This is a genomic window from Enterococcus moraviensis ATCC BAA-383 (assembly GCF_000407445.1).
Lineage (GTDB): Bacteria > Bacillota > Bacilli > Lactobacillales > Enterococcaceae > Enterococcus_L > Enterococcus_L moraviensis.
Genome location: NZ_ASWB01000004.1, coordinates 189,799 through 206,164, shown reverse-complemented (window position 1 = coordinate 206,164; position 16,366 = coordinate 189,799). Strand labels below are relative to the sequence as shown.

At 37.2% G+C, this 16,366-nt stretch carries 11 protein-coding genes; 2 read left to right on the top strand and 9 right to left on the bottom strand.

Annotated features, from left to right (window positions below):
• Window positions 1–196 precede the first annotated feature (196 nt).
• Together I586_RS14450 and I586_RS14445 are read right to left on the bottom strand one after the other, a co-directional pair.
• Window positions 197–919 (bottom strand): pseudouridine synthase, encoded by a 723-nt coding sequence (locus I586_RS14450; RefSeq protein ID WP_010763608.1) that lies wholly within the window; start codon window positions 917–919, stop codon window positions 197–199.
• Between the two features lie 117 nt (window positions 920–1,036).
• On the bottom strand, window positions 1,037–2,686 hold the full coding sequence (locus I586_RS14445; RefSeq protein WP_010763607.1) for a putative polysaccharide biosynthesis protein: 1,650 nt from the start codon (window positions 2,684–2,686) through the stop codon (window positions 1,037–1,039).
• 460 nt (window positions 2,687–3,146) lie between these two features.
• On the opposite strand from I586_RS14445, the gene I586_RS14440 reads away from it, so the two are divergent.
• Complete coding sequence (locus I586_RS14440) at window positions 3,147–4,664, top strand: UDP-N-acetylmuramoyl-L-alanyl-D-glutamate--L-lysine ligase (protein WP_010763606.1); 1,518 nt, start codon at window positions 3,147–3,149, stop codon at window positions 4,662–4,664.
• A 90-nt stretch (window positions 4,665–4,754) separates the two neighbouring features.
• On the opposite strand, the gene I586_RS14435 is transcribed toward I586_RS14440, so the two are convergent.
• Both I586_RS14435 and I586_RS14430 read right to left on the bottom strand, forming a co-directional pair.
• The gene (locus I586_RS14435) at window positions 4,755–5,663 is read right to left on the bottom strand and encodes an AEC family transporter (RefSeq protein ID WP_010763605.1); all 909 of its coding nucleotides are present in this window, start codon (window positions 5,661–5,663) and stop codon (window positions 4,755–4,757) included.
• Between the two features lie 118 nt (window positions 5,664–5,781).
• Window positions 5,782–6,975 (bottom strand): multidrug effflux MFS transporter, encoded by a 1,194-nt coding sequence (locus I586_RS14430; RefSeq protein WP_010763604.1) that lies wholly within the window; start codon window positions 6,973–6,975, stop codon window positions 5,782–5,784.
• Between the two features lie 382 nt (window positions 6,976–7,357).
• Between I586_RS14430 and I586_RS14425 the strand changes: the two genes are divergently transcribed.
• Window positions 7,358–8,356 (top strand): serine hydrolase domain-containing protein, encoded by a 999-nt coding sequence (locus I586_RS14425; RefSeq protein WP_010763603.1) that lies wholly within the window; start codon window positions 7,358–7,360, stop codon window positions 8,354–8,356.
• Between the two features lie 261 nt (window positions 8,357–8,617).
• Here I586_RS14425 and I586_RS14420 read toward each other — a convergent pair whose 3' ends face one another.
• The 5 genes from I586_RS14420 to I586_RS14400 all read right to left on the bottom strand — a co-directional run bounded on the left by I586_RS14420 (window position 8,618) and on the right by I586_RS14400 (window position 16,254).
• Window positions 8,618–11,083, bottom strand: coding sequence for a heavy metal translocating P-type ATPase (locus I586_RS14420; RefSeq protein ID WP_010763601.1), 2,466 nt, complete (start codon window positions 11,081–11,083; stop codon window positions 8,618–8,620).
• Window positions 11,084–11,392: 309 nt separating this feature from the next.
• Complete coding sequence (locus tag I586_RS14415; protein WP_010763600.1) at window positions 11,393–11,896, bottom strand: hypothetical protein; 504 nt, start codon at window positions 11,894–11,896, stop codon at window positions 11,393–11,395.
• A 228-nt stretch (window positions 11,897–12,124) separates the two neighbouring features.
• Window positions 12,125–13,135, bottom strand: coding sequence for a LacI family DNA-binding transcriptional regulator (locus tag I586_RS14410; protein WP_010763599.1), 1,011 nt, complete (start codon window positions 13,133–13,135; stop codon window positions 12,125–12,127).
• 112 nt (window positions 13,136–13,247) lie between these two features.
• The gene (gene pgmB, locus I586_RS14405) at window positions 13,248–13,922 is read right to left on the bottom strand and encodes a beta-phosphoglucomutase (protein ID WP_010763598.1); all 675 of its coding nucleotides are present in this window, start codon (window positions 13,920–13,922) and stop codon (window positions 13,248–13,250) included.
• The gene (locus I586_RS14400) at window positions 13,915–16,254 is read right to left on the bottom strand and encodes a glycoside hydrolase family 65 protein (RefSeq protein WP_279615040.1); all 2,340 of its coding nucleotides are present in this window, start codon (window positions 16,252–16,254) and stop codon (window positions 13,915–13,917) included. The genes pgmB and I586_RS14400 overlap by 8 nt, the downstream gene beginning before the upstream one ends.
• Window positions 16,255–16,366: the final 112 nt, after the last annotated feature.

Below are 16,366 nucleotides of genomic sequence, written 5' to 3'. Positions count from 1 at the left end.
GAAAATATGAGGGTGACGTTTTTTGCCACAATCAGATTTTATCTTTTTCCGAAGAGTTAGCTCGCATAGTCAGATAACATTGACTAATTAGTCAATTGAAGTATATCCCCCGTTGACTAACTAGTCAAAGAAAATACAAGTAACTATGATTGCCTTAAAGTAAAGCCATCATGTTTACTTGTATTTTGGTTACCTTCTAGTTATTCGTTTTTAATCCTTCAAGTTCTGATTCAGTTAACGCTCTATATTCTCCAAGTTCCAGTTCTTCATCCAACCATAAATTCCCCATACGCAATCTTTTTAAGTAGACAACCTTTTTATCTATCGCTTCAAACATGCGTTTTACTTGATGAAACTTTCCTTCTTGGATGATCAAACGAATTTCTGAGCGTTCCTCTTCTTCATTTATAGCATCAATCATTAGTTCACTTGGTTTGACTAATTCTTTGTTGGTCAATGCAAAGCCATCTGCAAATTGAAGAATATCATCATTCGTTACAAGCCCTTGAACGATTGCGAAGTATTCTTTATCGACATGTTTTTTAGGGGATAGTAATTGATGTGCTAATTGTCCATCGTTGGTCAACAACAATAACCCCTCTGTATCTTTATCTAGGCGCCCAACTGGAAATAAATCCTCCCGATAATCTTCATCTTTTAGTAAATCTACCACTGTTTGATCCCATTTGTCCTCAGTTGCTGAAATCACGCCCTGAGGTTTATGCAACATGTAATAGTAATACTGTTGATAGGTTAATTCTTCACCAGCAAATTCAATGATATCTTGCACTTCATCCACTTGTGTTTTAGCCTCTTTGATAACTTGACCATTAACTGTTACTAGCCCTTTTTTCAATAATTGTTTGGCTTCTTTTCGGCTGCCAACACCTGTTTCTGCAAGGAATTTATCTAAACGCATATACTCTCTCCTCCATTTAAAAACTGAACAAGTTGATTCAGCTTTTTTCCCAATAGGCTAGCTCTTAAAACTAGATAGAGTAAAAGCGGAGCATTACGCCCCGCTCGTTACTTGATTCTATTTTATTTTTAATTTACGGCGAATTTTTCCAACGCTAGCACCTAATAATTTATCGGCTAAACGTAGTTTTAATGTGATATACCCATATATCGCGCCACCAAAGGCTGCTACGATCATAATGATCACAAAAGATTGGAACTTACGTGTTGGATCTAAAAATAGATACAAGAATTGTCTCATAATGATTGCCCCGATCATCATAACCAAGGTGATCAAGAAAATCAACAAACCACGTCGTAACGTCAACCCAAAATTAAAGTGACTGACCTTTTTGATTTTTCTCATGATTAGGACACAAGATAATGTGAAACCGATCATTGTAGCAATCAATGGACCATACACTTCAAAAAGACGTACGCTTGGATATTGCACAATTAATTTCAAGGCTAAACCAAGTCCAAAATATTTGATTGCTGCTCTATTTTCATACATTCCCATCAACATTGTTGAAGACAACATATAAAGCCCCATAAACAGACCAGCAAAACATGCCTGGATCAAGACTGATACACCTAAATCATCTGGAGCATAAAACATTGTATAAAGCGGTTTTGCCAAGACGATCATTCCGAATGTTGCTGGCAACATCACAAACATAAATAATTGTAGATTGTTACTAATCAATTTCGATAAGTCTCGGTATTTTTTCAACGTAATTGCTTCAGTGATCAAAGGAAGTCCTGTTGCTGAAATTGATGTTGCTAAAGCAATCACGACCATTGTTAATTTATCCGGATTCGCATTAAAGATCGCAAATAGCGTCCGTAATTGACTACCAGAATAAGTGGTAAATGTGTTCATAAAGTTAGAAAAAGTAAATTGATCGACTAATTTAAAGACTGTTACACCTGAACCAACGATAATAAACGGAATCGCTTCTTTTAACGTTTCTGTTAACAAATCACGCGTTGATGCTTCATGTTCATTCGCACTATGTGCTTCAAGATAATCAAACATTGGTTTTTGCTTACGGATGTAGAAAAATAATACTATAAAACTAGCTAACATCCCGATAAACGCTGCCAAAGTCGATTGTGTCACTGCATCAACATAATCACCTTTAAATACTTTCATGATAATAAATGCTGTCAATAACATATAAAAAACACGTGCGACTTGTTCAACAATTTGTGATAACGCAAATGGCATCATATCTTGATTTCCTTGGAAATAACCACGTACAACGCTCATACAAGGAAAAATCAGAACCGCTAAACTCAATGCACGCATGGTCGGGATCAATTCTTCCCCACCACCAGACCATTTTGCCAACAATGGTGCTGCAAGGTACATTATAATTGCAGAAATCGCTCCTAAAATAGCCATTAATTGAAGGGCTTTATAAAAAAGCTGTCTGCTGATTTTATATTCATTTAGTGAATTATAGTAAGAAGTTTGTTTAGCAATCGCAGCAGGAATACCCGCTGTAGAGATTAATAAAAAGAGAGCATACACAGTATACCCCATAGAGGATAAACTATTTGCTTCGTTGGCGTGTTCTCCCATCCATGCATACCATGGAATAATATAGACTGCACCCAACAAACGAGAAATTATATTACTAGCTGTCATCCAAGCAGAACCTTTAACCATTTTTTCTTGGTTCGTCAAGATAGGTTGATCAGCAAGATTTGGTTGATTTATCATTTAACTCCTCCAACTTTCTTTGAACATGCTTTCTTTATTTTAATTGTTAAATCAAGTATATGCAACGACTTTCTTGAATAAATTCACTTATTTATATTTTCCTCACGGATTTTGCAAAAAAACACTGGTTATGATTTTTGAATTATCTAAAAACCAAAGAATCACTTCATTTATAAGTATTTATTTTTTATTTATATTCAGAAAAAAACATGTTAAAAATACCTTTAATTTTATAGTTTTTTTCATATCCTATTAAAATATACTCTTTATCCGTTTGTTATTTAATATATCTTAAATATATTGAAAAATTCTGTTTCATCCATTATTTTCCAGCATTTTTTTGGAGCCTTCATCAGCACGTGTCTTGAAGTTTTGACATTTAAATTGTATGATGAATTTCTAAAGTTTTCTATCCAATAATCTACTATTTAGATTAGAGATACCGCTTGGAGGCGCAATGATGACTATTTCTTTAAAAAAAATCCGTGAATGCTTGCTTAAAGAGCATCTTTTAAAAGAATTCGTTTCAGAACAAGGTTGGCTGTTAACACCCCCTGCCTCAATGAACGATAAAACATTTTCTACACTATCATATGATTCCCGTACTGTAAGTGCTGATACACTTTTTTTCTGTAAAGGACTCAATTTTAAAGCCGACTATTTGGAAAAGGCAGTTGCTTCCGGACTTGAGGTTTATGTAGCAGAACAGCCCTATGAAGTCCCAGCTGCATTAGGAATTATCGTAACAGATATAAAAAAAGCAATGGCGATTTTAAGCATGACTTTTTACGACTATCCCCAAAATAAATTAAAACTAATTGGTTTTACTGGGACAAAAGGAAAAACAACTGCTGCTTACTTTACTAAATTCATTTTAGACCAGGCAACAAATAAGAAAACTGCGATGTTGTCCACGATGAATTCAACTTTAGATGGCCAGACTTTTTTCAAATCACATTTAACTACGCCTGAATCTCTTGATCTTTATCGCATGATGGCTGAAGCGGTTCAATATAATATGACCCACTTCATTATGGAAGTGTCGTCGCAAGCCTATAAAACAAATCGGGTATATGGTCTATTTTTCGATGTCGGTATTTTTCTAAACATCACACCTGACCATATAAGCCCAATCGAGCATCCAACGTTTGATGATTATTTTTACTGCAAACGTCAATTGATCACCCATTCAAAAACAATGATTTTGAATCACGACTCTGATCATTTCCAATTATTGAAAGAAACGGCTGAATTGCATAGCGTTCCCTATATTGTCTATGGCGATCACTTTTCATCAGATACTGATTATGTCTATCAAAAAAGTGCAGATGATTCACTTTCTTTCTCAATCGAAGCAAAAAATGATTCGTTAGCTGTGTCTGGAGCCTATCACTTGCGCTTAGGTGGCGATTTCAATAAAGGAAATGCATTAAGTGCTGCGTTGGCTAGCGCTTTGGTTGGTGCCACACGCGACGATTGCCAACAAGGAATCAGCGACACAACCGTTCCTGGACGAATGGAATTGTTAACAAATAAAAATGGTGCAAAAGTCTATGTTGATTATGCACACAATTATGACAGTTTAAAGAATCTTTTGACTTTTGTCAAAGCAGAGCATCCTAAGGGTCGTTTACTTGTTGTTATCGGCAGCACTGGAAACAAAGCTATTTCTCGACGTAAAGATTTTGGTACTGTTTTATCTGAATTAGCTGATTGTGCCATTCTAACGACGGATGATCCTGCTGATGAAAATCCAATTATGATATGTGAAGAAATCCAGTCTTATATCACAACAGATATTCCAGTCGAAATAATCGCCGATCGAAGTGAAGCAATCGAAAGGGCTCTTGCCATGAGTCAAGGAGAAGACGCCGTCGTTTTGGCTGGAAAAGGTGCTGACTTGTATCAAAAAGTCGGCGGAGAAGACACGCCGTATGACGGGGATTTCTACATTGCAGAACGCTTGATTTTAAATTAAAAAGAAGAGGATGGGACAAAAGCGTCCATCCGCATTTAGGGTGTGAAACAAACGTGATTTTTACGTTTGTCTCACACTCTTTTTCTATTATCATCCCATCAACATCATGATGACCGTCATCAATATCAAACTGATCAAAATACTTGCAGAGGATGTAAATCCAACTGTTTCTTCTGGCATCCCTGCTTTTACACTATTAATCACTGAAAAAGTCGGCATCGGTGCTACACTCAATACAACTAACACAATCCGTAATAACGGATCCAATGGCAACACAAAAGCAAATAATAATGCAAATGCCACTCCGCATAAATAGCGCCAAACTAACGCTTCTTTCACTAATCGCATCGCTTTCTTAGGCAATCTCAATTCTAAATACAACCCAATCATAAACATCGACAAAAAGCCGTTTGCTTTGGCAATCATTTCTAGTATGCCTATCAACTCTAGCGGCAATCCAACCTGTATGATCCTAAGCAATAACATACCCATATACGCTGTAAAAGGCGCTGATTTAAACAACGATAATACAATTCTTTTAAACGTTGTCTCCTCTTTGGATCCAACAACTTTATCAATCAACAAAGTGCTCCCACCTGTCAACATGACACTATTTCCAATATCGAACATCAAAAGAAATGGCACTGCCAAAGGGTAAAACCCTTGGATAAAAGGTAAACTAAAGTTCCCAATATTATAACCCGACATGGAATACATTTGAAATTTCCGTTCTAAAACAGCTTGTTTTTTACTTACTCGCCCACCAATCAAAATAACTAAGATATTTAAGATGATTCCCATTATCAATAAGAAAAATAACGTTCCGGAAACATCTACACTTGCTAAACTCACAATAACTGTTGCCGGCAATGTGATATTTACAATAATAACAGACAATGTTCCGCCATCTGCTTTCCTTAACAAACCAATCCGTTTCATCAAGTAGCCTAAAAAAATCACGAAACAAAAGCCGATTGCTTGTAACAAAATTTCTCTCACCAAACTCGCCCCTCACTATTTTTTCTAATACTAACTCAATTATAACAAAAAAAGAAACCGCTCACGAAAAAACATCCACGCACGTTTACGCAGATGTTTTTTATTTATTGGTTTAACTTTATTTCTTTGGTGACAAGAACTTCCGTGCCAAAAACAGCATCACACTGCCGATCACCAGAAAATACAACGGCATCACCAGTAATGTTCCATTATGAAGTTTGCTCATACCAAACGTGAACAAACTTACTAGCAAATAATACCCTAAACTAAAAATAGCTCCCGCTGTACCGATGACATCCTGAAAATCTGTCAATGCTAAACTTAGGCAATTGGGAAGTGCCGTTCCTGTCCCTGTGAGTAGAATAAAAATCCCGATCAACATCAACCAAAATTGAGTGCCATCGGTAAAAATAGGTAGTCCACTTACCAAAAGTAGAAACATCGTACCGAATAGCATCGTTTTAATTCCAATCACAATAATCTTTTCTGGCTGATAAATCGGCAACAAGCGTTTCGATAATAACGAGCCTAAAATGGAAGCTCCCGCAACACCAACTCCTAAAAATCCATACATCGCAGTTGATAAATGAAAATGCTCGATAAAGATAAAAGGAGCTTCTGCATAGTAACTAAACAACACACCATTGATTGCTCCTATTAAAAAACCATACGTTAAAACTCTTGGATTCGTTACAAAACGTTTAATGATTGGTCTTAATCTCACCGACATCCGTTTACTCACTTCAAAAGTCTCTGGCAAACAGAAGTAGGCATAACCAAAAATCAACACACTCATCACGACCAACACAAGAAAAACGACTCTAAAGCCCCAATATTGGTCAACGATGCCGCCAATCAATGGTCCGATTGCTGGGGTAAACGCAAGAGCTGCGGAAATTTGTGCAAATAACGCATGGCGCTGATTCCCAGAATAACTTTCACGCAAAATCGTTTGAGTGACAACTGATCCTGTACTAGCACCAAAAGCTTGAATAAATCGAGCAAAGAGTAAAAATTCTATCGTCTCTGAACGAAAACAAAGAAAACTACCGATTCCGTACAAGAACAATCCAGCTAGCATTGCCTTACGTCGGCCGATAAAATCAGATAACCAACCCCAAAAGAATACTCCTAATGCAAATGCTAGAAAATAAATACTCAACGTCAATTGAACAGTGGCCATAGAGGTTTTAAAATCAAGGGCAATGTCTGGTAATGACGGAGTAAAAATTGTTTCACTGATTTGTGGAAATCCAACTAAAACAATCAATAATAATAAAGATGGTACACGCGTTACGATGCTTTTTTTCAAAATACTTCCTCCTAGATTAAACGCTGCAAAAACAAATCTTCACAGCTACTTTACTTTATTAAAGAGTTGAAAAAAAACATCGATCTCCGGGAAGCGGCGGGAGCATGATCAATATTAAGTTATAGGTATTCATCTGCTGATCACTTCCTTTCTTGCTTTATTGTACGTTTGTTTGATATCTGCTCTATGGTAGCATACATTCTCTTGCAATTTCAATTCCACTCCTTCTTTTAATAGCGTTACACTAAATACTAAAAGTGAGCAATCCACCAACTATTTTCCCAAAAGGGTAAAAAAATAAACCATTCGGCACATAATTAATGATAAACTTATTCTAGTATATAATGACAAATACATATTCTAAACTAAAGGAGTTTCGCTCATGAACTTATCTCACTCTATTCCAAAAGATTTTAGTGGCTTTATCAGCGTTACATCTAATGATGTTCCATTATTATTGGACGCTTATGGCTATCGAGATCTTTCTAATCAAATAGACAATACCATTGATACGATTTTCGGAACAGCTTCTGGAAGCAAGACATTCATTGCCGTTGCGATCATGAAACTGATTGAAGATAGAAAAATCGGTATTGACCAGCCTATCAATCAAATTCTCTCAAAAAATATGCCCAATATCGATCCTCGTGTCACTATTCATCAACTACTGAATCATACATCAGGTGTTGGAGATTATTTCGACGAAGAAGAACTGACTGATTATGCAGCCTTGTGGGAAGATTTTCCTAATTATAAAATACGTAAAAATAGTGATCTTTTTCCGCTTTTTATTGATAAAAAAATGGTTAATATCCCTGGGAAAAGATTTCAATACAACAATACAGGCTATGTTCTTTTAGCAACGATCATCGAAGAAGTGACTCGCCAAAAATTTGATTGTTATTTGAAACAACTCATTTTTGAACCTGCCGGCATGTCTTCAACTGGATATTTTTCTTTAGACCGCTTGCCAGCTAATGTCGCGAATGCGTATATTTATGATAGCGAAACTGAAGAATTTTACTCTAATATTTATAGCATCGACGTTAAAGGGAGTGGTGCAGGAGGATGTTTTACAACATTAAACGATCTTTCCCGTTTTTGGAAAACCTTGTTTAGCGGAAAGATCATCTCTGAACATGCTGTAAACCTGATGCAAACAATACAAGCTTCTGATTATTACGGCTATGGTTTTTGGATTGCCAAAAAGGATGAACGGATTTTCCCATATATGCAGGGACAAGATCCTGGCATCTCATTTATTTCATCTTATGATCGATCACAGAACCTAAATATCACAATCATGAGTAACTTAGGGCAAGATGTATGGACCTTGCATAAAGAAATTTCCGCTACGCTTTCTGAAGAGGAAACACTATGAATTTTAAAGAAAAATTAGAAAGCTACATAAATACCTATGATCAACTAGGCTATTTGCAGGGGAATTTGCTTGTTGCGGATAAAACTTTAAAAAAGCAGTTATTGCCATAAAGATAGATCTTTAGCACCTGCTACATTATAGAAGTAATCAATTTTTTAATCCTTTTAATCCAGAAATAAAAAGACCACTATCTTTCCCTTAATTAAGGTAAGATAGTGGCTATTTTATACACTTTTAAGTCAATTTACTAGCGTTTCTTTTTTATTTTTTCAATGCCGATGGTTTAAACCCTTTTAACCTTAAAGCATTCAACAACACAGAGACTGAACTAAAACTCATCGCAGCTCCTGCAATCATTGGATTCAACAATGGTCCGCCAAATAGATACAGTACACCCATTGCCACTGGAATTCCTAACGTGTTATACGCAAAGGCCCAAAATAGGTTTTCTTTGATATTCTTGATTGTCGCTTTACTCAATTCCACCGCTGTTGGTACATCCATCAAGTCACTACGCATCAAGACGATATCTGCTGATTCCATCGCAACATCTGTACCAGAACCAATTGCGATCCCGATATCCGCTTGTGCTAATGCTGGCGCATCATTGATTCCATCCCCAACCATGGCAACTTTTTTGCCTTCTTTTTGTAATTTCATCACTTCGTTCGCTTTGTCTTCTGGCAAAACTTCACTTAGTACACGATCAATGCCCACTTGCTTAGCAATCGCTTGAGCTGTTCGTTTATTATCCCCTGTGATCATTGCAACTTCGATACCCATTTGATGCAGTTTTTTAATTGCTGGAATACTGTTTGGTTTGATTGTATCCGCAACTGCTATGATACCTGCAATCGTGCCATCTTTTACAATGTACATCGGTGTTTTACCTTGTTCTGCTAATTGATCTGAAGTAAAGCTTAAATTTCCTAAAGAAATACTGCGATCATCCATCAGTTTTTTATTTCCTAACAATAAACGACTACCTTCGATCGTCACTTCAATCCCATGTCCCGGAATTGCTGCAAAATCTTCTGTTTGAGCAAAGGCTAGATTTTTTTCTTCTGCACCATTTACGATTGCTTCACCTAGAGGGTGTTCAGACCCTTTTTCAGCTGAAGCTGCTAGTCTTAATAGTTCATCACGACTGATATCATTTGCTGTCACGATATCTGTTACTTTTGGTTTGCCTTCTGTAATTGTTCCTGTTTTATCGAAAACGATTGTTTGAATTTTATGTGTCGTTTCAAGTGCATCTCCACTTTTGATCAATACGCCATTTTCAGCGCCTTTTCCGGTTCCCACCATGATTGCTGTCGGTGTCGCTAAGCCTAACGCACATGGACAAGCGATAACTAAAACGGAAATCGTGATCGTTAACGCAAATACCCATGATTCTTGTCCTAAGAAGTACCAAGCTAAACCAGCTAACACAGATAAAACCATTACGATCGGTACAAAAACACCAGAAATTTTATCCGCCATTTTAGCGATTGGTGCTTTGGACCCTTGAGCATCTTCAACTAATTTAATGATTTGAGACAATGCTGTATCTTTACCGACTTTGGTTGCTTTAAAACGGAAGCTACCATTTTTGTTGATACTTGCACCGATAACATTATCCCCGACTTTTTTCTCAACTGGCATACTTTCACCTGTTAACATTGACTCATCGATTGCAGATGATCCTTCTATCACAACGCCATCGACTGGAATTTTTTCTCCTGGACGAACAATGATCGTATCCTCTAACTGAACGCTGTCTACTGGAATTTCTATTTCTTGACCATTACGGAAAACACGGGCATTTTTTGGTGCCAAGCCCATTAATTTTTTGATTGCTTCTGATGTTTTTCCTTTTGAAACGGCTTCAAAGTATTTCCCTAATGTGATCAATGTTAAAATCACGCCAGCTGATTCGTAATATAACGCCATTGTGAATTGCGGATCGCCAGCAAAAATCATAGCAGTCCCGTATAAACTGTACGCTACAGCTGCACTAGTTCCTAAAGCAACTAACGAATCCATATTAGGATGTCCTTTAAATAAAGCTTTAAACCCAACGGTAAAGAAACTTCTACCTAAATATAATACAGGAATCGTTAAAATCAATTGAACCATGGCAAATGTTTCTGGATGCATCATTGGATCTAGAAATGTTGGTAATGGCAAACCTACCATGTGACCCATTGCGACATATAATAATGGAACCGTAAAGACTGCTGACATCCAAAAACGTTGCCACATTTCTTTGATATGTTTTTGTTTTTTCTCACGGTCTTTATCCACAGTATCTGCAGAATCCACTTGCTCGATTGCCTCATATCCAGCATCTGATACGGCTTTGGTGATATCAGAAACGTTTATTGCTGATGGATCAAAGTCAACGACCATTTTTTCTGTCGCTAGGTTGACTGAAGCTTTTGAGACACCCGCTAGTTTGTTAGTTGCTTTTTCGATCGTTTGGGCACATGAAGCACAGGTCATTCCTTCTATATCAAATGTTCGTTGTTGTACATTACTTAAAGCTTCATAGCCTGCATCGGACACGGCTTTTTGAATATCGCTTTCTGATAGTTTATTTTCATCATATTCAACATTTAGTTTCTCGGTTGCTAGGTTGACGGTAGCTTTTGATACGCCACTTAGTTTCGCAGTCGCTTTTTCGACTGTTTGCGCACATGAAGCACAGGTCATCCCTTCTATATCAAATGTTTTTGCCTCCATTTTTTACATCTCCTTTAGTTGCTTTTTTTGGTTACCACCCGAATGACTATATTTGTAGTCGTTTCATTTCTCCTTTATATTAAGACAGAATATTCCTTTTGTCAACCTAAAGATCTGATCACTTAATTTGCTTGAAAGCATGGTTATTTAGCAAATAACGCTAACTACCCCTTCTAAATGAACTTATATAAGATTCTGAACAGAAAAAAAGTGATCCTGCCGCAACTGAGCGTAATCACTTTTGATAGAGCAATATTCAGCTTTTTGAACATCCTATGGATATTGAGTTGAAAAAGAATGAAAAGCTCCCTACATTCCTCCGAATAACGCAATACCACGATCTCTAACTTCTTGGCACTCTGTATCTGTCAAAAACCACCACGACATTTTTTCGTGTCCAACTGTTCCTAACCACATTTTCTCATCCTGAAAAAATGTAATATCTTCTGGCAAATTCGGTCCTTGCCAATCTCCGATCGATTTTGAATAGTTTAAAAGAATTGACAACGAATCTGAATTCAATTCAAAACGATATACCTCTACTACTTTTTCACGCGCAATGACCATTGAAGTTGCCCAACTATTTGTTTCAATTTTAGTAATTAAAAATGAATTTAACTCACTAATTAATTCGTATGCTTTTTTGTGATAGGAGTAAGTATTATCTCCTTTAAAATCAATATCGTGTCGAATACAAAACTCAAAAAATGTACATTTTTGCTCTAAAGCTAAACGAACAATAGCTTGATATTGCTGCCCCTGTATATCCTCTGAATAAAAATATTGGTTTCTATCTGTTTGAAGCCCCGCCATAAAATGAATATCCTCCCATCAGTCCTTACAGCTCTAAAATAGTAGTAAAACTGTCTATAATGTGTGTTTTGAAAAAAATTATTAATGCTATCCCCTATAGTCCCCAAATGAAGCTAAAAAGATATCCTGATTACTTCTCGTGCGATGAGTATTGCCATTTATTGATGATCTACTAAAAAAGATAGGATTCGATCAAAAAAATCGAATTCTATCTTTTTTAGTAGATCATCACTTTAACGAAAGAACCGTCTCTCGCTTGATCAACTTATGCGGAATCACCATCCGAACGCCTGTTGCTTCTTTTTCTTGCAAGGATTCGATTAGCTTTTGCATACCCATCTTCCCAAGCTCAGCAATATCAATATCAATACTCGTCAAGTAAGGATGAACTAAGGTAGCATAAATCGAGTTATTGAAACTAATTACAGAAAAATCATCGGGCACACGATAGCCGTACATCTGCGCTAATTGAATCATCCGCATTGCAAAGATATCATCGATTACAACAGCTGCTGTGGCATTTGTTTCTTTCAGTAGTTGTTCAAATGCTACATAATCTTCTGGTTTTTCCATATCCACAGAAGGCAGAACTGACAACCCCGCCAACATCATTGCTTTTTGGTAGCCAAAATAACGTTCATAATAGACATTTTCATGCGTTGTATTCGTAATAAATAAAATAGTCTTGTGCCCATTTTCAATCAAATAATCTGTGGCATGTTTACCAAGTAACTGATTGTCGTTATCTACATAGATAACTTTGTCTTCATTTGTATAAGGTTGACCGATCAAGGAGAATGGAACTTGATTTTCGAACAAGTAGTTGATGACAGGATCATCTTTATCAGAATAGAGTAAAATAAATCCATCAACTTGCTTTTGGCGATGCATCAACTGTACGTTTTCTAGTAACGTATCAAAGGATTGCGCCGTTGCGATTGCGGTTGTCATACTATGTTGACGGGCTTCATCATTGATCGACTCAATAATTTCCAAATAAAATGGATTACCCATCCGCTCACGAGAATCCAACGGTGGTAAAATCACGCCAACCGCTCCTGAAGATCGTTTCCCAAGATTTCGGGCAGCAATATTCGGCACATACCCCATTTCTTCCATTACTTTATAGACCTTTTTCTTTGTAGCATCTGAAATGCTGGGATGATCATTAATTACTCTTGATACGGTAGAGGTCGCAACGCCGGCCTTTTTCGCAACATCTTTCACTGTAATCGTCATCTCTTCCACTCCTTTCACGGTTAGTTTTAAATCATTCTATCGTAGAAAATAATACCATAGATTGATGCCTCGTTGCTATCGTCATTTTCATTCAAGGCAGTTATCGTTTAAATCAAGAGCCATTTCTTGCTATTTCCCATACGGAAATCAACCGTTCGATCGTTAATTCTTCTGTAGAAGAAACAATTTCAATATCTGAACCAAGGTCTTCTGGGCGCCCAACTCCGATTGGCAGTGCTCCACTAGCTACAATCGCTTGGATCCCAGCTTTGGCGTCTTCGATTCCAATGCACTCAACGGCTGTTAAATCAACTTGTTCAGCGGCCAAGTGAAAGATCCCTGGATCTGGTTTACCTTTCGCTACTTCAGCTGGATCGGCAATCCCATCAAAGTAAGACATCAATGCCATCTTTTCTAATAAGAATGGACCATTTTTGCTAGCGGAAGCTAATGCTATTTTGATTCCTTCTTTTTTTAAGTGTTTTAATAAGTCTAAAATTCCTGGATAAACATCTTTTGGACCGACCTGTTGGATCATCTCAACGTAATACTCATTTTTCCGCTGCGCTAATTCAGCAAATTGCTCTGAATCAAACTCTTTTGTTCGTCCTCCATGAGCTAAAAGCAACTTGAGTGAATCTTCACGGCTAACACCTTTCAATTCTTCATTAAATGCTCGATCGATCGTGACCCCAATTTCTGCGCCTAAACGTTGCCATGCTTGATAATGATATTCCGCCGTATCTGTTAACACACCATCTAAATCAAATAAAACCCCTTTAAACATGTTCATTCACCTTTTTCATTTCGATCACTAATTCATCTGCTAAAACCACTTTATTATCATATAAAGTCAGTGGCAACTCTTTTCCTGAAACAAGTTGCAGACGCACATTCTCTTTGTCCACTGTGACATATAATAATCGGTCACGATAGTTCACGTGAAAAGCATAGCTCGTCCATGTGCTTGGTAAAAATGGCGCAAAACTTAATTTTTCATCCGCCGTTTTCATTTGCGCAAAGCCCTGAACGATTGCCAACCAACTTCCTGTCATAGACGTGATGTGTAAGCCATCTTCAGTATCGTTATTATAGTTATCTAAGTCCAAACGTGCCGTCCGTTGATACATTTCCACTGCTTTTTCTTCCATACCTAATTCTGCCGCTAAAATGGCATGAACGCTTGGAGATAAAGAAGATTCATGGACTGTCATCGGCTCATAAAACAAGAAATTCCGCTCTTTTTCTGCTCGTGAAAAACGTTCACCAAAGAAATAAATCCCTTGTAACACATCTGCTTGTTTAATAAAGCAAGAGCGCAAAATCCGATCCCAAGACCAATGTTGATTTAATGGAAGATCCGCTGGTGTTAAGGCTGTTCTTGGCATTAAGTCTTTATCTAAGAACGTATCATGCTGAACAAAAACGCCTAACTCTTCATCAAATGGATAATACATATTTTCGACAATTTCCTGCCACTGTTTTTGTTCTTCTTCGGTAATTTCAACAGGTGTTTCTGCTTGGTATTTCGTATAATTTTCTAAAGTATATTGCAATACCCAGGCTGCGATGGTATTTGTGTACCAGTTGTTGTTGATATTGTTTTCGTATTCATTTGGTCCAGTTACACCGTGGATCATGTATTTTCCAGTACGCTTAGAAAAATGAACGCGATCCGCCCAAAAACGTGCGATTTCTGTCAACACTTGTAGTCCTTCGTTTTTTAAGTACTCATTATCCCCTGTGTAATTGACATAGTTGTAGATAGCATAGGCTATCGCACCATTCCGATGGATTTCTTCAAAAGTGATTTCCCATTCGTTGTGGCATTCGATTCCTGTGAACGTCACCATTGGGTATAAAGCTCCTACTAATCCTTGTTGACGAGCATTGTGTTTTGCTTGTTCTAATTGATTATAACGGTATTTCAATAGATTTTTTGTTACTTCTGGTTTGGCCAAAGCTAAATACAAAGGAACCGCATACGCTTCTGTATCCCAATAAGTAGCACCACCATATTTTTCACCTGTAAAGCCTTTTGGTCCGATGTTCAAACGTTCATCTTCACCATAATAGGTCGTAAACAGTTGGAATAAATTAAATCGAATCCCTTGTTGCGCTGCATCATCACCTTCGATCACAACATCCGCAAGTGCCCAGCGTTTTGCCCAGGCTTCATTTTGTTCGTTCAATAATGCATCAAATGTTTTAGTTGTTTCTTTCAGTAGTTGCACTGCTTTTTCTTGTTGTTCCTTTTCTGGAATATCACGGCTAGTCAAGACGATTGCTTGTTTTTCTAGCGTAATCGATTCATTGGCTTGCAGTGTTGCTTGAAATGATTGCTGCACTTTTAGTGGCTCCGTTTCCGCAACACCAACTTGAGCATTGGTTAGATGTTTCATTGCAGCTGTTACACTAAACTGTTCAATCCCAAATGGATTTGGGATCGTCTTAGTTGTTAAAAAGCCGATTGCTTCTTCAAAACCAGATTGTTGTGCTTCCCAAAACATCTCATCATAGTTACTGTCTTCATTGCGAACATCTCCATCGATTTTTGAGATGATTTGAATATCTGCAGTCCCTTCAAGCACTTCTGCTGTTACACGAATCACCGCAAGCTCCTGTTGAACAATACTTAAAAAACGTTCAAAACGGAATTTAACACTTGTCTCATCAACGTTAACAACAAAAGTACGTGTCAACAACCCATTGCGCATGTCTAACTCTAAATAGAAATCTTTTGGTTCTTGCATTCCTAAGTCAATGGCTTCACCATTCACAAAAATATCCATCGCAATAAAATTCACTGCATTGATCACTTTCCCGAAGTAATCAGGATAGCCATTTTTCCACCAGCCAACTCTCGTTTTGTCTGGGTACCAAACACCTGCTAAATATGTTCCTCGGTGATGATCTCCAGTATATTGTTCTTCAAAATTCCCTCTCATTCCCATATAACCATTTCCCATTGATGTTAACGATTCTTGTAAACGACGTTCTCCTCGCTCTAGTTGATGTGTTGCAATTTTCCAAGGGTCTATTTCAAATAAATGATTCATTTTCTCTCCTCCTGTAAGTGGTTCGCTTCTTATCACCATAATAAACGCAACCGATTGCATTGTCAAACATTTATTTATGAAAAAGCTTTTACTACTAAACAATCCTTTGCTAATAATGTAATAACTGTTTTTTCCATATTAAAAAGAACCCCATTTTATTTAAGGGTTTACA